Origin of the sequence: Pedobacter sp. GR22-10 (assembly GCF_026239715.1) — a bacterium.
In the GTDB taxonomy this organism is placed as follows: domain Bacteria; phylum Bacteroidota; class Bacteroidia; order Sphingobacteriales; family Sphingobacteriaceae; genus Pedobacter.
This window is the reverse complement of record NZ_JAPIVR010000002.1, coordinates 895435-915160: the sequence shown is the minus strand read 5'-3', so window position 1 is coordinate 915160 and position 19726 is coordinate 895435. Positions and strand designations below refer to the sequence as shown.

At 37.9% G+C, this 19726-nt stretch carries 17 protein-coding genes; 11 read left to right on the top strand and 6 right to left on the bottom strand.

What is annotated here, in order from left to right; all coding sequences use genetic code 11:
- Positions 1-311 precede the first annotated feature (311 nt).
- The 3 genes from OQX64_RS11430 to OQX64_RS11420 all read right to left on the bottom strand — a co-directional run bounded on the left by OQX64_RS11430 (position 312) and on the right by OQX64_RS11420 (position 4470).
- On the bottom strand, positions 312-815 hold the full coding sequence (locus tag OQX64_RS11430; RefSeq protein WP_265818855.1) for a UpxY family transcription antiterminator: 504 nt from the start codon (positions 813-815) through the stop codon (positions 312-314).
- A 156-nt stretch (positions 816-971) separates the two neighbouring features.
- Complete coding sequence (locus tag OQX64_RS11425; protein WP_265818854.1) at positions 972-3374, bottom strand: GumC family protein; 2403 nt, start codon at positions 3372-3374, stop codon at positions 972-974.
- Positions 3375-3696: 322 nt separating this feature from the next.
- The gene (locus OQX64_RS11420; protein WP_265818853.1) at positions 3697-4470 is read right to left on the bottom strand and encodes a polysaccharide biosynthesis/export family protein; all 774 of its coding nucleotides are present in this window, start codon (positions 4468-4470) and stop codon (positions 3697-3699) included.
- Between the two features lie 615 nt (positions 4471-5085).
- Between OQX64_RS11420 and OQX64_RS11415 the strand changes: the two genes are divergently transcribed.
- Together OQX64_RS11415 and OQX64_RS11410 are read left to right on the top strand one after the other, a co-directional pair.
- Complete coding sequence (locus tag OQX64_RS11415) at positions 5086-5709, top strand: hypothetical protein (protein ID WP_265818852.1); 624 nt, start codon at positions 5086-5088, stop codon at positions 5707-5709.
- Between the two features lie 434 nt (positions 5710-6143).
- Positions 6144-6416 carry a hypothetical protein gene (locus tag OQX64_RS11410; RefSeq protein WP_265818851.1) on the top strand — a complete coding sequence of 91 codons (273 nt, stop codon included), beginning with the start codon at positions 6144-6146 and terminating at the stop codon, positions 6414-6416.
- A 24-nt stretch (positions 6417-6440) separates the two neighbouring features.
- Here the strand turns inward: OQX64_RS11410 and OQX64_RS11405 are convergent, their stop codons facing one another.
- Both OQX64_RS11405 and OQX64_RS11400 read right to left on the bottom strand, forming a co-directional pair.
- Entirely contained in the window at positions 6441-7235 is a 795-nt protein-coding gene (locus tag OQX64_RS11405; RefSeq protein WP_265818850.1) for a HEPN domain-containing protein, read from the bottom strand.
- Between the two features lies 1 nt (position 7236).
- Positions 7237-8418, bottom strand: coding sequence for a hypothetical protein (locus tag OQX64_RS11400; protein WP_265818849.1), 1182 nt, complete (start codon positions 8416-8418; stop codon positions 7237-7239).
- 110 nt (positions 8419-8528) lie between these two features.
- Here OQX64_RS11400 and OQX64_RS11395 point away from each other — a divergent pair, with 110 nt between their 5' ends.
- The 7 genes from OQX64_RS11395 to gap all read left to right on the top strand — a co-directional run bounded on the left by OQX64_RS11395 (position 8529) and on the right by gap (position 14150).
- Complete coding sequence (locus tag OQX64_RS11395) at positions 8529-9176, top strand: LexA family transcriptional regulator (protein ID WP_265818848.1); 648 nt, start codon at positions 8529-8531, stop codon at positions 9174-9176.
- A gap of 175 nt (positions 9177-9351) precedes the next feature.
- On the top strand, positions 9352-10167 hold the full coding sequence (locus OQX64_RS11390; protein ID WP_265818847.1) for a hypothetical protein: 816 nt from the start codon (positions 9352-9354) through the stop codon (positions 10165-10167).
- On the top strand, positions 10133-10537 hold the full coding sequence (locus OQX64_RS11385) for a hypothetical protein (protein ID WP_265818846.1): 405 nt from the start codon (positions 10133-10135) through the stop codon (positions 10535-10537). Before OQX64_RS11390 ends, OQX64_RS11385 begins: the two co-directional genes overlap by 35 nt.
- Positions 10538-10712: 175 nt before the next feature.
- Complete coding sequence (locus OQX64_RS11380; protein WP_088300083.1) at positions 10713-11087, top strand: hypothetical protein; 375 nt, start codon at positions 10713-10715, stop codon at positions 11085-11087.
- Positions 11056-11799, top strand: a complete 744-nt coding sequence (locus OQX64_RS11375) for a glycosyltransferase family 2 protein (protein WP_265818845.1) — start codon at positions 11056-11058, stop codon at positions 11797-11799. The genes OQX64_RS11380 and OQX64_RS11375 overlap by 32 nt, the downstream gene beginning before the upstream one ends.
- Positions 11800-11989: 190 nt before the next feature.
- Positions 11990-13066, top strand: a complete 1077-nt coding sequence (locus OQX64_RS11370) for an MraY family glycosyltransferase (RefSeq protein ID WP_088300080.1) — start codon at positions 11990-11992, stop codon at positions 13064-13066.
- 85 nt (positions 13067-13151) lie between these two features.
- Entirely contained in the window at positions 13152-14150 is a 999-nt protein-coding gene (gene gap / locus OQX64_RS11365; RefSeq protein WP_265818844.1) for a type I glyceraldehyde-3-phosphate dehydrogenase, read from the top strand.
- A 69-nt stretch (positions 14151-14219) separates the two neighbouring features.
- On the opposite strand, the gene OQX64_RS11360 is transcribed toward gap, so the two are convergent.
- Entirely contained in the window at positions 14220-14954 is a 735-nt protein-coding gene (locus OQX64_RS11360) for an NUDIX hydrolase (protein ID WP_265818843.1), read from the bottom strand.
- Positions 14955-15139: 185 nt separating this feature from the next.
- On the opposite strand from OQX64_RS11360, the gene OQX64_RS11355 reads away from it, so the two are divergent.
- Entirely contained in the window at positions 15140-17377 is a 2238-nt protein-coding gene (locus tag OQX64_RS11355; protein WP_265818842.1) for a hypothetical protein, read from the top strand.
- A 4-nt stretch (positions 17378-17381) separates the two neighbouring features.
- Entirely contained in the window at positions 17382-19685 is a 2304-nt protein-coding gene (locus OQX64_RS11350; protein WP_265818841.1) for a glycoside hydrolase family 3 protein, read from the top strand.
- The last annotated feature ends 41 nt before the right edge of the window (positions 19686-19726 follow it).

Below are 19726 nucleotides of genomic sequence, written 5' to 3'. Positions count from 1 at the left end.
CACAGCTTCGCCCCTTCAGTCACATTTTCTTAAAAAAATGAACTGATGAGTATATTTAAATCTGATGCCCGGAGTTTCAATTCCAAAAGGTTTACCCTTTGCAAAACTAATCAATAAGGAGGTTAACTATTAATCCTTTTGTGTTTTTCTATTAATGATTGACCTTAATCTTTTCATTTACCCCACAGGCTTTAAGCCCAAATATGCTAAATCTGTGCGAAAACCGGGTACTTGCAAAGAAGTATTTACAAGCAATTTTATTCTCATTTAAATGAAAGCAACAGATTTCTGTTAAATATGTATTTCCAGAATTACAAAGGTGCTACAAATGCCAGTGAGGTATTGATTTCGATGGAATAACCGATATTATCCAGGCGTAATATGATGCGTTGTTTGTTATGAATCGAAACCAGCTCTCCTGCCATATCTTTAAACGGTCCGGCTTTAACCCATACCTTCTGCCCTGGTTTAATGTCATGATCAAATACCTCCAGGTCTTGTTCCGTTGCCAGTAATAATTTTAAATGTTCAATTTGCTGGCTGGGCATATCAGCGATATGTCCTGAAAAATAGAGGAATCTGGCAATGCCATTGGTCATCATTACTGCTGCGTATTCCTTACTGGAAATATAGACAAAGAGATATGACTTCAGGAGGGGTTCTTCAACCCATTTCTTACGGTCGCTCCATTGTTTCAGGGTTTTCCTGAGCGGAAGGTAAGCATTAATTCCTTTCCGGATTAGTTCTTCGTATGCTTTTTTTTCTGCTCTTGAGCGTGTATAAACAGGATACCACCGGTAATTATTGTCGATCATGTCTGAAATTAAATGCCGTGATAAGTTTCAATCTGCCTTTCAGCTTTTTCTCGATAGGAAAGGGATGTATCATCATTTTTTTTGAAACCTGAGTGGTGAAATTTTTTTAGTATAAATCCGAAAATTGACCCCTAAAATTGTTTACGCCAAAAGCCATTACTTCTTTTTCCAGAACATCCACCATTTGCGGTTTTCATCATCATAATAACCCGATCCGGAATAACCACTATAATCAGAATAATAATAAGTGCTGTTGCCCCCTCCGCGTGAATAATCGGTGGTATAATAATTTGCATACAGGGCATCGTCACCAAAGGCGTTAAGGATAATGGCCAGGTTGCTTAAGCCATATTCTCTTGATAAACGCTCAGGGATATTGGCAGCTCTTTGCTGTGAAACACCGGAACGGATAACAAATAAATTAATATCAGCATTTCTGATTAACGGAATCGCATCTGATACCAATCCTACAGGTGCCGTATCCACCAAAACATAATCATATTGTTGTTCCAGTTTTAACAATAGTTCTTTCATTGTAGTGGAGTGAAGGAGTTCTGAAGGGTTAGGTGGTACTGGACCTGAAGGGATAAAATCGATATGGTGCACTTCATCGTGACTAATCACCTCTTCCAGGCTAGCCTGGCCAGACAACAGGGAACTTAATCCTTTCTTATTGTCATTGCCGAATGCCTTATGCAGCTTGGAACGTCTTAAATCGGCAGCTATAAGGATAATGCGCTTGTCAATCAGGGCAAGGGTTCCGGCCAGGTTAATGGTTACAAATGATTTTCCTTCACCCGAAACTTCTGAAGTGATGCAAATGACTTTACTTTCTTTATGACTGGCCAGAAAGCTGAGGTTTGTCCGCACGGAGCGAACCGATTCAGCAAATACCGATTTTGGTTTCGAAAGCGATAAAGCCTGTCTGCTGTCCTGGTCAATATAATCGGGGAACTTACGGATAACGCCAATAATGGGTGTATGGGTTAAGCCTTCAACCGTTTCCTTATCGTAAATATAAGGATTGAGGAACCGTACCAGCAAGATTAAGCCAAAACCAGATGCCAGGCCTAACATCAGTGCAGTGGTATAGGCTTTGCTGCTGTTTGGCGAAATAGCATAATAAGATGGATAAGCAGGGTTGACGATGGATGCACCCGGTACTATGGCGGCTGCATTCATTTCTGCCTCCAGCTTTTTTTCGGAAAGATAAGAACGGACTTTATTGTTGACTTCAAAATTGGTTTGCAGTTTTACAAAGTTTTGTTCTTTCTGCGGTATGGTACTCATTTTTTGCGTTACACCGGCAATCTGGCTATCTATGTAACGAATGGTTTGCTCATTCTTGCGAAGCATACCAGCCACAGCGTTTCTGATGCCGGCCTTCACGTTTGAAATTTGTTGTTCAATTTGCCTGACGGGCTGTGAATCATTATTAAACTGGCTGAGTTTTGCTTCCCGGCTGGCGAGCAGGTTATTGAGCTGCGTAACCAGGGTACCCATGCCTGAATTGATCTCCCCATCAAGATCCATACCGATTTCAATCTTCGATTTATTGCTGTTAACCTGTTCCTGAAGTTGCCTGATACCTAACTGTTTCAGGTTGAGCTCGGTTTTTTGCTTTTCAAAATCAGATAGTTTTCCTACCGTCATGGAAGTAGAAGAACTGACATCCAGCATGTTGTTTCTAGCTTTATAACTGGCGAGGGTACTGCCTGATTTTCCTGCTGCAGTATCAATGAAGCCCAGTTGGCTATTGATGAAATCAACTGTCTGTCTGGCTGATCGTCTCCTTTGGATCACATCATATTTTACATACGCTTTCATGATGGCATTCAGAATATCAGCAGCGAAAACGGCATTTCCATCTGTTTGATTCAAGCCCATTACATTTGTGAAACGTGCCGCTTCGCCGATATTTAAACCACCCATCGCACGGCCAATAAAATCTTCCTGACTGTTAAATTTAAATTGATAGGTACTCTTTACCGGTATTTTATCCTTAATCCGGAAAGACATATTGCCAATATTGATTATCGCATTATACTGATAAGTGGTCTTTTTATCTTCATTATCAGCAGTAGAAAGTTCAAAATGCTGTTCGTCTTTGCCTGTTACGGTATAAAGTGAGCGACTGAAATTTACGCTATCCTGCTTGAGGATTTCAATCACAAACGGAACATTGGGATACAGTTCTGTGGTACGTACACGGCCTTTAAGGTAATAGCTGATTTTGTAATCCAGTGTTTTTACGGCATTGGCAATCACTTCATTACTGCGGATAGTAAAACTTTCTGCCTGGATTTTATCCGTGTAATTGTAGTTTTGTGAGGCAACGATACCGGCATTTGTTCCGAGATTGGGATTACTGTCTTCCAATTTAAGAGATGCGCCTGTTTGATAAATAGGTGGAGTATACCATAAATAAAGCCAGGCACCGAAGAGCGCAAGGGCAACTGTTCCGGTAATCCAGTACCAACGGCTTAAAAATACCCTGAATATTTTATAAAAATCAATACTCTGGCTAACAGCCTTTTTCTCTTGCACTAACTCTGTCAATGTTTTTTGATTTTGAAGTTTGGGAACAATCAATTAAAGTATAAAGATAAAATCAATTTTGAAAAAGAGATGATTTAATTGGAAATGTTTTGAGTTTCATTTTGAAAAGTCTCTGCCCGTTTGTACTTCCAGCGATAATGAAAAAAGGTATTCAACAAGGATTCACTGATTTCGAATGTCAGATGAATAGTTCTCTATAGTCATCAGTAGAATTATTTTAAAGCATGCCAGCAATTGATCAAAACCATGAACTGGAATCTGTGTTTTAACTAAAGACTAAAGACTAAAGACTAAAGACTAAAGACTAAAGACTAAAGAACACTTACCTGGTTACTGTAAAAATAAGCACAGCTAAATTCACCACCACTAACAATGGCTGCAAAATATTATTTAAACTCTGAAGTTTATCACTCGTGGCTGCGCTTTTAGTAGGTTGCAATACAATAATGTCATGATTTTGAAGGATCAGCTTTTTACTGGCCAAGCTATTAATATCATTAAGATTAACGTAAATAATTTCAGGATGCGTTCTGTCGCCGCGGATAATTTTCAGGGTTTTCGGATCTGCTGTTTTACTGATTCCACCGGCTTCTCCTATAATATCAATTAGCGTGGTATTGTCGCGTTCCAGCAGAAAATTACCCTGCTTCCCAAACTCACCCAGCAAGGTAACTTTAAGGTTTACCACACTAAGTTCTATAATAGGTTCCTTCAATAATTTATTTTTATAAATGTCCTGGATTTTAATGGCTGCTTCCCTTCTGCTTAAGCCAGCTACTTCAACTTTTCCAATGGCAGGTAAATTCACTTTGCCATCCAAATCTACCGGATAAGAAAGTACATTCTGGATACCGCCTCCGGATGCATTCTGATTCGCCGAACCAGTAGCTGAGCTACTATTGGTTGTTGCACCAAATTCAAAATTCTGAACATTACGAACGGCGAGCTGGTCATTTACTTTGATTTTATAATAAGCATCGCTAATGCCCTGGTCATTTACTACATATACCTGTTTAATGGTGTCAGTCACAATATCTGAAGGGGCATTAAACAAAGTACGCTCTTTGCGTGCCCCACAACCAAAAAGGCTGGCCATGATTAAGCTGATCAATAGAAAATGGAGATGCGATTTCAGATATGGCATAAGGCTAAGTGTGGTGTATTTGCTGAAATGTAAAATTAGGATAAAAATACAATTTAAAATGTTTTTAGCACAAGTTGCAGGTGAAAAGCATCGATAGTGTATTTTTCTGCCGATAACTCTTGCTATAGTATCTGAGCTTTTTATTTAAATGTTATCCAGCAAGGTGCAGCGTGAAAATAAATGTACCTGAAAATCAATATGGCTTTTTCGGCTTAAATTATTTTTTCAAATCAGTACTTCCTTTTTTAACCTTTATAGCAGTAATTGTGTAGTATAAATTCACTTTTTTTTATATGGTTAATTTGCATAGTCAAGATAAGAATAAGAATACCCTGTTTTTTTGTTATTGAAAATTTTAAGATTGACAATGGTCAATGTTTTTGGAGTACAAATTGTTGAGTGATATATTAAAAAATATTCGTTTAAAGTAAAATGACTGGGTTTTTTAAATAAAAACCTACTTTTTTTGATTTTAAAAACAATACTTATGGAGACTTGTTTATTTGGCTAATAGTTTTGTTTTGAATATTTTTGTAAAATAAGTAATACGCTTTAATATTTATTTTGATGTCCTCATTTCTTAGTATCACGCAACAGTTGGTGTTAATGATCAAACTATCCTATCAACGATTAAATCATTTCTATCAATATATTAGTTTAAAGCATCAGTTAATTGGATTATCAACTGTAATGCTATCCATAATTACGCTGAAGTGTGATGCCCAGATTAAAGGAAATGGTTGCGATTTTGGTGGGCGTATCGCTATTCAATATTTGGGTAAAGCCACATATTATGGTAATGTAAGCGATGTTGTTGAGGTATACAGCACTTCATCAGCAGTTCCAATTAACAAGGGAAATGGCAGGTCATATGATTGTGGTGCCATAAATGATTATGATGAATTTCAGGTTTGGAATTCATCCATAAAGCCATATGGTGGATTTATAACTGTTCCTGCCAGTCATGATATCAGGCGAAATCCATCATCGCGGCAGCATGAATGTGTGGTGGCATCATCACGTTATGCTACACCCGATGGCGAGGGAACAATTGTTGGCTATACCTATAGAGATCCGAATAAGTGTACTTCTACACGTCCTGACAATCTTCCTTTAGATGATCACTTTTCCTTTTTAGTAATGATAACCGGGGTAATTTCTTTGCCCGTTATTCGCAAAAAACTCATTTAAATTTAACCAGGATATTTTGATAATGGTGTGATGGGGATTTCAATAATGTAACCAATAGCACTTCAATTTATTTAATTTTATAATTGAAGTGCTGCATGTGCTGAATACATTGCTAAAGTTGCCAAGCTTTTGTTTTTTCTTATATCACATTTACTCATTTTCATTCATTTTAGATCTTTGCTGTTCATTAAGTGAATAAGTTTAACTGCTTGATATTGAATAAAATGAACGTTAATATTGAACGTAACACCATGTAGTTTTGCAGCTGTAACGCGCTGCATATGAAAGGTTTTATTTGTTTTTGTTTACTACTATTCTGTACGTGCATTTCTAATGCGCAAACAAATGGATGCCAGGTTGGGTCTACAGTTTATACCTCGGTTGATGATTTAGGATTTTTAGATAACACCATAAGATTGCTTTTTGGAACTAGATTGGCGTATAAAAATTCTCCAACCGAACCACAAACCTCTAGCTGTGTTAATAATAGCCAGACCAAATGGGTCACTGCGAACGGTGGCTGTAGGGTCTGCCCCGGTGGTTATGCATTTTCGATAGGTGGCACCGGTTGTAATGGTACAGCTCTTGATGGGTTTATCGTAACCAAATCATTTGTATACTGCAACCTGGATGATTATACTTTTCCACTGGCTGCCGTAGCTAGTGCTTTTGGGGTGTTTATGATCAGGAGTAGGAAAATCCTGTAGTAGATTTATTTTATTGCTTCATGATTAGCAAGCCTGTAATTTTTGCCCTAGTTTTTCCAGCATGAAAGCAATTTTCTCCTGGAGGTAAATAACCTGTTTAGGCCTGATTTCGTAATGATCATCATAGCGTGCACCAAGATAAGCGCTTTGCAATAACTCCAGCCAATTCAATTCTTTGCTTTTTCTTATATCAAATATATTCCTGATTTCAGGAACATAAAAACCAGCTGTTTGCTGCAATAATACTAACTGATGACTTTTGCACATTTTCTCTTCAGATAAATTGATGATGAGCTTAAACATTTGCTCGCACACCTGATGAAGCATAAAAGCTGACAGCTGGAATTTACCTTCCTTAAAATATACTGATGCACCTTCCTGAAAACTTTTGGCCTTTTCTAGTCCATGATGAATGACCAAGGCAGACTGTTCCCGGATTTCGGATAATGTACATGCAGGGGTTTCAATCAATTCATATTGCGGGGCAGATTGATAGATGCAATGCTCGCGACGGCAATAGCTGGAATAAAATATATTGCCACGCGCTAACATATCGTGCATGGTTCCATAATGGAAATACCTGATTTCTATATTAATCTTGGCCAGGGCAATAAATTCCAGCATGTTTCTGGTGACATCACTCGGTTGGTATTGAAAGCGGTCTAAAACCATAATTAAAGTGATGCCCCCTGCATCGGCCCTGCGCTGGAAAATATAGGCCAGCGGAATCAGACTGGTGATGAGTTCCAGCAGATGCGTAAACTGCTTTTGAGTAAAAGCAGCAAGGGTTCTGTTCGTTTCCAAGGCGTTGAAGTTCATCTTATCGGTTTATAAATGTTTCATTGTGAAAATGTAAGTATAACTTGTCTTCATCAACCGCAACCAGTAATAAAGCAAGTTCCATGATTTTGATCAATATTTCGTATAAATTAAAGGCACTGCCTGTAGCTGGCGCAATATGGCCTGCCTTTGAACCGCAATAACTCCATTCTTTTAAGTCTTCTCTGATGTTAAAAATGTTTTCAAGGGTGAGTATTGGGTGGAAGACATCAAGGGGGCTGGTCTTTTCATCTTCCTGCAATGTTAAAATGGCATAAGGATCGTTCTCTTCCGGCGAGGTATGGATGATGTTCTGCAGGGCAAGCCAACTGGAAAAGAGATGGGGTTGCGCCGAAGCTGAAGTAGGCGTTGAAACCGGAATTTGATAGGCTGAAATAAGGTAACAGGCTTCCAGAAGCCTGGTCAGCTGGTCATGCAGGTATATAAAATCCGGTGGTGCCATTGTCAGGTTGTTTGCTATAACCGCTTTAAACCATGCTTTGAGCTGATCGCGGTAACTGCCCAGGCTTCCTTCTCTAAAAAACTGAATAATTTGATGATAGGGATTTTTTAGGTATTCATTTCTCAGTAAGGTAGGGCAGGTATCCTGAAAGTGATTGATTTTAATTACGGTGGACGGCCTTTCTAATGCCCTCAATAACCGTTCATAAATTAGCCAGCTGGCTTCAATTAACCTCTTGGTGTTGCGATAAAGCGAATAAATGGAAAAGTCAAAACCATCAGCGATGCCTTGCTCCAATGAGTAGCTGAGCCATTCGAACAGAAAATTTTTGTATTTAAATAATTGGTCTTCATCATAAAGAAAGTTCAGTGTTTTAAGCGGCTGCATCAGTTCCTCAGCTGTTAAATAACGGCTATTGAAAAAGTAACAATATGTTTCATATTCGAGCAAATCTTCCGTTACACTGCTGTGCTTACTGATGAAGTCTTTTACTGCAGATACTTCCTTATTTGTTGCAAATGAAATTTCATAAAGTTCAACCAGGAGCCGGTAGAAAAAAAGTAAATCGGCAGGTGCATACTTTTGTTCAGATGAGTAATCTGATAGCATGAGTTCCATCCATTCATCCATAAAATACAGGTAATTGGAAACACTTTTGAGTTCGAAAAATCTTTTATAAAATGCGAAGGTAGGATGCATATTAATTTCGATACTTTTCATGAGCTTATTTTTAATTTAAAATTTATTTATCTTGCGTGAGGTATAACAAAAATATTAAAAAAATAAGTTACTCTAAATAGTTTTAGGTAAACTTATCAACATTTTTAATTATGAATGAACTGGATCGCCTTAAATTATTAATGGATATATTGGGTTTCAAAACCCAGAGAGATTTTGCTGCGGCATTAAATATTAAGGATGGTTCACTCTCTGATATATTACGCGGGCGTACTGGAATTTCTAACGCTATTAAAGATAGGCTGAATTTTAAGTTAAATATCAACATTGAATGGCTGGAAACCGGCGTAGGGGAAGCAGTAAAGAAAATCGGTCCGGTAATTTCTGAAATTAAGGAAGGTGTACCTTATTATGATATCAGTTTATCAGATACCGATACCCTGATTTTGATGGAAGAAAAGGCGGAGTATTTTGTAAATTATAAACCTTTTAACGATTGTACAGCCTATCTTCCGGTTTACGGCGACAGCATGTATCCCAGATATGCATCCGGTGAAATTATTGCTGTTCGTGAAGTAACAAATTACGATGTGCTGCAATGGGGAGAAGCTTATGTGGTGATGGCTGATGCGAAAGCCAACTACCTGCGGAGCATCAAAATGATTTATGAACATACCGACCGGAATAAACTGATTTTGCGTTCATCCAACCCCAACTTTAAAGGCGATACCATCATCGAAAAAAGCAACATCACTTCGCTATATATAATCAAGGGAAAAATCACCAGAAATTTAATTTAAACCGACATACCTTTTGGTAAATTCCATGGGTAGGGAAAGCAATTAGGATAAAGATTGATCAGGCAATAGGATAATCATTTATCTAATAAGCCATCAATAATTTCAAATTAACCTGTAAGCACTATTTTGTTGTTTGTATGATTTATGGCTATATTTATAAGGGTATATTGTACTCATGATGGCTGATGACTTAATTGACTTATTTAAAACCAAAATTTCATTGCTGCAAAATCAACCCTTATCTGGAGGAATTGTAGCCAAAAACCTTAGCATTAGTGATAATGGTAGTGGTGAGTTAATGCTATATGGCGATTTCACCATTACCTTAAAAGTGCTTGATCTCACTACGGGTGGTGCGCCTAATTTAAACAGCCTGATGACTTTTACCCAGCAGGTGATAACCTCCAAATTAAGGGGCGGCGGGTATAAGAGTGGCGTTATTTATTTTGAATATAATTCATCAACTAAGTCATTTAATTTTCGAAAAAATCATACATATTCTATCCGCTATAATTTTAGTTGTAATGCTAGTGTTGTGCAGATAAATATGCTAAGTCAATTAAAGGGAAATGATTTTGTATTGGCTGTAGTAGATAGTATTGGCTATCAGTTTACTGATCAATATGGGAAAAAGCACAATTCAGGGGGACTTGCCCAAAGAGATGGAGGGCCAGCAGTTGTAAGTTACAATGAATGGAGGAAAAATAAATATATAGGTGTACACGAGTTTTTTCATACGCTAGGTTTGGGGGACATTGAAGATGTTAGTAAAAAGGGCCGATTAATGTACCATTTAGGAGATAACACTAGTTATAATATATCTGATAATGAAAGAGGAGATATGATGAATTTTCTTATGCGAAATATTAGTGATATGACAAAAGGTACCTATTCATATACAAACTTAAATTATAACACCTTAAATTTATTGAGCAGATTTTTAAAAGATACAACGAATGGTTTCAAATACAATAAAGCTAAGTTTAGGTAGCATTCTATTTTTTTTATTTGTTGCTTGCTTAAATGAAAACAAAATAAACATAAAAGCACAAAAAAAAAATAGCTTGCCAGATTCTTGCAGGTATGATGCCTATGATGCCAGGCAAATAATTTCTAACCTCAGTTGCTATAATTGCCATATCAGGAGAGGTGGAAGGTTAAATAACATACTATCATTTGATGAGCTTGCGACTATGGACAGTTCAAAACTTGTAAATTTTGTTTTTATCAAAAGACATAACGGTAACTATAGTATGAAGGGAGCATTCAAGACAAACCGAATGGACACACTAAGTGATTGTGAAATAAAAAATGCAATTCATTATATAAAAGATTATGGTAGAGATATTCCAATGCCTTAGCCAATAATCGTTATGGCTTCTAAAATGATAAGACTAGGTGGGGTAAGCAAAATAAAATATGATTCGTTACCTTAAAGTTTAAACTTAATTATAAAAAGAATGAATTTTTGATTATACCTAATATTTAGGTATTGATTTTTTTTCTTACATTCGTGTATGATTAATCCAATGGCTTATGAAAAAGTTATGTTTAATCATCCCTCTTTATCTTATCCCGTTTTTCGTTTTTGCTGAATATGGCTGTCTTGTTCCCGGATATCCGGAATTGCTTACTCATCAGAGTAATCCGCCAGGCGGAACATTTTCAAACACGCCAGGTGAAATTTATCCTGAAGCCAATTGTGCCTGGACACTGGATATGTCAATGCCTTCTGCTGGTTGCGTTGGTCATGGTAAAGCCGGTAAAAAAGGTACCTATTACCAGGCATGCCCAATTGATGATTTTATTCCCTTATTATTTATATTTACCGCAGGAATATCTTTTTTAACCATAAGTAAAAGGCTTCTGCCATTTAAAAATGAAAATATCCATTATCACGGTCATTTATAACGGGGAGGCTTATCTGAAAGAGTGTATTGCATCAATTGTCAATCAATCTTATCCCGATATTGAATATATTATCGTAGATGGCGGATCAACAGATGGAAGCCTTCAGATTATTGAAACCTATCAATATGCTGTAAAACATTTTATTTCTGAACCTGATCGTGGATTATATGATGCCATAAATAAAGGTATTCAGATGGCATCAGGAACAGTAATCGGTATTTTAAATGCTGACGATATGCTGGCTGACCGTCATGTGATTAAACATGTAGCTGCGAAGTTTTCCGAAAATCCTGAAATAGATGCCATTTATGGCGATCTTCATTATATTAAACCGGTTAATAACCAGGTTTTAAGAAGATGGAAATCGAAACAGGCTGATGAAAAAGATATTGCAAAAGGCTGGATGCCGGCTCATCCTACATTGTACATCAAAAAAGAACTTTTTCTCCGGTATGGACATTATGCACTTGACTTGGGTACTGCCGCAGATTATGATCTCATCCTGCGGTATTTTTTTGTTCACCAGTTAAAAGCCGTTTACCTGCCAATGCTGATGGTGAATATGAGGACCGGAGGGGTTAGCAATAAAAATTTAATGAATTTAATGGCGGCATTGAAGAATGATTATAAAGCTTTAAAAAGAAATAGAATCCCGAATCCATTAATGGTATTATGGCGGAAAAAAGTATCTAAAATTATTCAATACCTGTAATCTTTGCGCCTGTAATCAAAATTAAAAACAAATTTTATGTGATATATTAAAAAATTAAGTTTCAACCCGGCAATTATTACGGTATAGCGGTTAAGTTATTGTAAAGTAAATGATATGATTACCCGTAAAGAACAAAAAGAACAGGATTGTCTACAATCATTGGCTATATTTGTTAAAATAGTTCCCCGTTTTGTTCAAAAATTTTTTAATAACTGCTCCAGAAGTATTCTATTGTGCAATATTTTTATTGGCACTGCTCCTGGTCATATTGAGTATTCCTTCTATCATTCATGCTTCACTGAAATATAAACTTTTTGATGTGAGCGATCTGCATCGTAAAAATCATGCAGAAAATATATCAAGGCTGGGTGGATTGTCAATCGTTTCTATTTTTACTATCTGTACCTTATTGTTCTCCGCATTGATCAATTTTGAGGAGGCTAATTATTTAATTGTTTCCTGTATTATCCTGGCGGGCCTGGGCCTAAAAGATGATGTTTATGGTATCAATACCAGTACAAAATTTTTGCTGCAATTGGTTGTTGCCGCCATACTTGTTTTTTTTGGTGGTTTCCGGCTTACCAGTCTGTATGGTGTATTAGGAATCAATGAAATCAATTACCTGGGCGGGGGAATATTTTCCATCATCCTGATTATTTTTTTAAACAATGCCTTTAATCTGATTGACGGGATTGATGGCCTGGCAGGTACCATTGGCATCCTGGCCAGTCTGAGCTTTGGTATCTGCTTTGCCATCATGGATGAGTTGCCTTATGCATTTATTGCTTTTGCCCTGGCAGGTGCCCTTGCCGGCTTTTTAAGGTATAACTGGTTTCCGGCTAAAATATTTATGGGCGATACCGGCGCACTGATTATTGGTTTAACCACAGCTGCACTAGCCATTAAATTTATAGAGTTAAATAAGTTTACAGGCCTGAATACACCAGCGTTTTATTCGGCACCAGCCATTGCTGTATCTATTTTAATTGTTCCGATTTTTGATTCACTCCGCATATTTACCGTTCGTATTTTAAAGAAAAAATCACCTTTTCTTGGTGACCGGAATCATATTCACCACCGGCTGGAAGACCTCGGTTTTAAACCGGATAAAATTGTTATGCTAACTGTAATTCTGAATTTCAGTGCCATGTGTTGTACCATGATTTTGCAACACCTGGGAAGCTTCCTCCTGATATTTCTTTTAATCGGCATCTGCATGGTATTCAATTTACTGATCTCAAGACAGCTTTCAAAACGAACTGATTAAACAGACAAAAATAAAATGAACGTAGAGCATATGATGGGGCTATAATCTGGAAATAAACATTAATTTTGCCCTCTAAATTTTTAATATGAGGCTTGCGATAAATGGTTTCGGGAGAATAGGCAGAACTTTTTTGCGTTTGGCATTGCTTGAGGGCTTTGAGGTAGTAGCCATCAATGACCTGGCTGATGCCAAAGCCATGGCCCATCTTTTTAAATATGATTCTGTACATGGTGTTTTTAATGGCGAAGTAGCCTCGAAACCTGATGCACTGGTTATTGATAAACTTACCATTCCTGTTTTTTCCATTAAAGAAGCTGAAGAATTACCGTGGTCTGCCCTTAGGGTTGACCTCGTAATAGATTGCACCGGGAAAAACCTGACAACAGACACGGCAGGACAACACATTAAGGCCGGCGCCAGGCAGGTATTAATTTCAGCACCTGCAGCAGATGATATTCCAATGGTGGTACTGGGCGTAAATGATGATCAGATTGACCTTAAAAGTGAAATCTTATCTAATGCCAGCTGTACGACCAATAATATTGCGCCCATGATAAAAATCCTGAATGATCATTGGGGTGTTGAAGAAGGCTATATCACTACCATTCACTCTATGACAGGTGATCAGAACCTGCATGATTCCAATCATAAAGATTTGCGCCGGGCAAGGGCTGCATCTTCATCCATAATCCCCACTACTACAGGTGCGGCGAAAGCCATTACTCACATCTTTCCAGAGTTGGATGGCTGTTTAGGCGGAGCTGGAATAAGGGTTCCGGTGTTGAACGGATCACTGACTGATTTTACCTGTTTATTAAAAAAGAAAACCACCATCAGTGAAATTAATGCTGCATTTAAAAGTGCTGCAGCGAATGAACTGGCCGGTGTAATTGAATATACTGAAGATCCGATTGTATCGGTAGATATTATCAATAATCCGCATTCCTGCATTTTTGATTCGCTTTTAACTTCTATTGTTGGCGATATGGTAAAGGTGGTGGGCTGGTATGATAATGAATTTGGCTACAGTTCACGCCTGGTTGATATTGTAAAGAAAATAAACCAGTTGAACGAATATAATTAACAATTGGTTTCCCCCTGGTTCTTCAATATTATTATTCAGGCTTGAGTATTATGATCAAGCCTGAATGATTTACCAGTTTAATCCACTCAGTGCTTTTTTATATTTTGCTTCATCAAATTTATACAGGTCAGGTGCTTTATAGGCACCGCCTCTTCGCTGCTGGTCAAGTTTAATGAGGATATCGTAACGCATCATTTTTCTATAAAAATTCCCACGGTTTAGTTTTTCTCCGAGAATAGCCTCATAAAGTCCCTGCAATTCAGGAAGTGTAAAAGTTTCAGGAAGTAAATTATAGCCGATAGGTTTATAACTGATATGTTCCCTTAAGGTGCTCAATGCTTTTTTGATGATTGTTTCATGGTCCATTACCAATCTGGGAAGGGCATTAACCGGCATCCATTCACAACGGTCGGTGAAGTTATCAGGTACCGGTTTTACCTTGGTCTGGTCAACCAATGCATAATAACCGATGGTAATAAAACGCTGCTTATGCCACAGGTCATCAGGATAATCCTTAAAATATTCTTCAGATCGGTTGAGGTCTCCAAACACACAAAAATTATTCAGAAATATTTTATCGGCACCACTTCTTTCATATAAAATTCTTTTTGCTGCATCATCAATACTTTCATCCTTTTGCAAATATCCACCAGGTAAAATCCAGTTTTCTTCCTCTTTAAGCTTCAGCAATAACACATTTAACTGGTTGTTCAGAAAGCCGAATACCACACTGTCTATTGAAATATGAGGGATTGAACTTCGCCATAACTCCACACTTTTATCTTTAATATCCTGATTGATCATAGGTTTATTTTATATGAATTAATGACTTCTAAAATTAATAATTTGTTTTTCTTAATTAAACATATTAATATTGCTTCATAATGAAGCAATGATAAATATGCTGATTTACGCTAACCAATATCGCTTTCCTTCATTTTTTTGCTGAAAAACTACTTTAAAAATTACATACTTAATCCGAGTTGGCTATGAGCACCCTAAAGAGTACCCTGATGTTAGTACTTTCCGTATTATACATTTCGTCTTATGCGCAAGAAAAAATAAAAAGAGATTCCATTCCTCAAAAGAAAATTGGCGAGAAAAAAGAAGAAGATAATAGAAACGTCATGCTGAACGCAGCAAATAATACTGGTCCGAGGGATGTTAATATCGGTTTGCCATCAACGGTAGGCGGCATTACCATTCAGGAAAATAACCTGCCTGTCGTTTACTTTTTCTGGCCTGAATTGCCTAACAGAACCTGGCGCCAAAGTGTGAGCCTGCAAAAAACAGGTTTATTAAAAATAGGAGAATCAGTGATTACCACAGGTGATTTGGGTTTTGCGGTTAATTCCTATACAAAACTGGGTACACCAAAATTAGAAGTTGTTGGTAATTTATCTGGCAGCCATTATGGTTGGTTAAAAGGGGATGTAAATGTTTCGGGGCCAATATCAAATGGTTGGTCATATGTAGCTGGCATTTACCAAAACTATGATCCCAATTCTTTTGATGTGCAATTTTCCAATTATTCGGATAAAACACAAATTTATCGTGCCGGCTTAACCAAACGATTCAAAAAAGATAAAGGTGAGATCAGTTTTCTGTATAAATATGCCAATTCCATTTCGTTAACCAATTATGCCGTGTTTAAATATAAAGAAAACGGGCAGGTTGAAGAGCTGGATAACTTTCGAATTGGCAGGGATTCTTACATCATCAATGATGGGATCATGAAGTTTAAGGATATCCGTACAGGTGCGTTTTCTTTTAAGAATGAAGGTGGAAATGATGCTGCATCAAGCTCTCACAGCTTTGATGTGCTTGGAAATTATAAACTTAAGAACGACTGGAAATTTAATTTTAGTACACGTTTAAGATTTGCGAAAGCCACAACATTAACCAATATTCCATTAGGCATTCTTCAGGCCGGCTCCAATGATGGTTTTTCATATGTAAGTAACGGACAGGCTTACACCGGAAATGTCAATTCAATGCTGGGCTTATCTACCCCTAAAACGCCTACACAAACTTTTCTTTCAAGATTTGAATTAACAAAAAAAGTAAATGACCACAATTTAAGACTGGGGTTAACCGAATATTATTATAATGTGGATCAATACACTTCCAGCCGGTCATTCTATTATCAAACCGTTTCAGCTAACCCGGAAAAGCTGGTACGGAATACACCAGGCGGAACTTCAAATACAGATGCCGATGGTTTTTACAACTATAATGTTGGCGGAGAATATCATGATGGCTATGAAAATAAATTGTCTACCTATTTTTCAGACAACTGGAGCATTTCAGATAAATTCTCTCTCAACTATGGCATTAATTTAAGATACCAGAAATTAAGCGGAAATTATTACCAAACACCACGTACCGCAGGCTTTGTATTCGATCCTACACAAACAAGCCCGATTGATAACAACTGGTTCCATTTTGGGGGATCAGTAAATGCCGTTTACAAAATTACCAATAGGCTTGGCTTACTGGCTGATTTTACCTATGCGGAGAATAACGGCCGACTGGAAAGCTATTCAGGTGCGGTAGTGCCAAACATGTCTAAAACTAAAAGTCCGCTGGGTGCTTTTGGTATCTACTATAATCACGATAAATTTAGTGTCGTTTCTCAGGCTACTTATTTAACCAGAAACAATTACTTCTCTCGTTTAAACCTGGTGAATCCCGGTAATGCCAGCGAGTCGCAGGTGGCGACAGTAAACTATGACATACAAACATTGGGTTGGACTACCGACATTGTAGCCAATCCGTTTAAAGGTTTCAATATCCACTATCTCGTTACTTTTCAAAATCCAATTTATAAGAATTACAACTTCACCGCCTTTGGAAATAACTACTCATACGATAATAAAAACGTACTGGAGATTTCTAAAGTGTTAATGGAGATTGATCCAAGTTATACCTACAAAGATTTTAAAGTTTGGGCCAGTTTTCGCTATTTCAGCAAGCAATTTGCTAACTTAACCAATGCACTTTACTTTGCTGCACGCTGGGAAACCTTTGGCGGTATAAATTATAAAGTGAACAAGCATTTTGACTTCGGTGTAACTGCAGTTAACTTCTTAAACCAGACCGGTGCGAAAGGTACCATTAACGGTGCCGAGTTAATTACAGATGCATCTGCTTATTACAACCAGATTTTAGTAGGTTCCTATATCCGTCCGTTTACCGTTGAAGCCTCATTAAATTTCAGATTCTAACCAAATGAAGAAAATTACAGTAACCCTGTCCATAGCCCTGTTGACGAATTTTTCATTAACTGCGCAACAGTTCTCCATCGTTAAAAATAACCGTGGTGCCATGCTTGGCTATTCCACCAGTTCGGGTGTTAAAATATTATCGGTTAACGGATTAAAGTTTAAAGATCTAAATCAAAACGGCAAACTAGACCGGTATGAAGACTGGCGTTTAACCGCAGATGAAAGGGCAAAAGACCTGGCTTCAAAAATGACGGTAGAACAAATTGCCGGCTTAATGCTTTACAGCAGGCACCAGGCATTGCCGGCAGGCGTAGCCGGATACAATATGGGTACTTACGGTGGTAAGGTGTTTCCGGAGAGTAAGGCGAAGGCATCAGATTTAACTGATCAGCAAAAGCTTTTTTTAAAAAAGGATAACCTGCGCCATGTCTTGTTAACCAGTGTGCAAACGCCGGAAATTGCAGCCACCTGGAATAACAATGTTCAGGCTTTTGTTGAAGGCATTGGTTTAGGCATCCCGGCAAATAACAGTTCGGATCCGCGGCATACCGCAATAGCCACAAGTGAGTTTAATGCTGGTGCGGGTGGTAAAATTTCCATGTGGCCTGATGGTTTGGGCATGGCGGCAACCTTCGATCCGGAAATTGTGGAACAGTTTGGTCAAATCGCAGCGAAAGAATACAGGGCCCTTGGCATTGCAACGGCATTGTCTCCCCAGATTGACCTTGGAAGCGAACCCCGCTGGTATCGCATTGCAATGACTTTTGGCGAAAGCCCGTTATTAACCACAGATATGGGGCGCGCCTACATTGATGGTTTTCAAACTTCTTATGGAAAAGATGAAATTAAGGATGGCTGGGGTTATCAAAGTGTAAATGCAATGGTAAAACACTGGCCAAGTGGCGGGGCAGAAGAAGGGGGAAGAGACGGGCATTGGGCTTATGGAAAATTTACGGTTTACCCCGGCAATAATTTGCAGCAACATATTGATCCCTTTGTAAATGGTGCTTTTAAACTAAAAGGAAAAACAGCAAAAGCATCAGCAGTAATGCCTTATTATACCATCACTTTTGATCAGGATAAAAAGTATAAGGAAAATGTAGCCAATGGCTTCAGTAAGTATATAATTACCGATTTATTGAGAGATCAATATGGCTATGATGGCGTAGTATGTACCGATTGGCTCGTTACTGGTGATGAAGGAAAAACGCCAAATCTTTTTGCCGGTAAACCCTGGGGTGCCGAAGCTTTAACCATTGCCCAGAGACATTATAAAGTTTTAATGGCAGGCGTAGATCAGTTTGGCGGTAATAATGATCAGAAACCTGTTTTGGAAGCCTATCAAATGGGCATAAAAGAATACGGCGAAAAATTTATGCGGGCCCGTTTTGAAAGGTCTGCCGTGCGCTTACTTAAAAACATATTCCGTGTCGGGCTTTTTGAAAACCCTTACTTAAATGTAGCCGAAACCAAAGCAATTGTTGGCAATGCTGAATTTATGAAAGCAGGATATAACGCACAGTTAAAATCTGTTATACTGTTAAAAAACAGTGCTAACGTACTTCCGGTAAAAACAAAACAAACGGTTTATATCCCCAAAATATACACAGCGGCCACCAAAGACTGGTGGGGCATTTATACGGCTGCAAAGTTTGAATACCCGGTTAATATAGAACTGGTTAAAAAATATTACAACGTAACAGATGTACCTGATCAGGCAGATTTTGCTATCGTATTTGTAAGCAGTCCGCAAAGTGCTGAAGGTGGTTATGATATCAACGATCGCAAGAGTGGCAGTAATGGTTATGTGCCCATCAGCTTGCAATACGGAACCTATACTGCAGAAAGTGCCAGATCCAAAAGCATTGCTGCCGGCGATCCTGTAATCGACCCAACTATTAAAGACCGGAACTATAAGGACAAAACGGTTACTGCATCCAATACCATGGATTTGCGGACCATTCTCGATACCCGCGAAATGATGAAAGAAAAACCGGTTATCGTTTCAGTTACCGCATCAAAACCGATGATTTTTAATGAGTTTGAGAAAAGTGTAAATGGCATTGTACTGAATTTTGGTGTTTCCACACAAGCTGTTTTAGATATTATTTCAGGCAAAACTGAACCATCAGGTTTGTTGCCTTTGCAAATGCCGGCAAATATGGCAACTGTGGAAAAACAGAAAGAGGACGTCCCCTTTGATTTAATTCCACATCAGGATACAGATGGGAACCGCTATGATTTTGCTTATGGCTTAAACTGGAAAGGCGTAATCAAAGATGCAAGAACAGAAAAATATAAAAAATAACGAACAGAAATTTTATGCTGATGCTATCTCATTTAAGATAG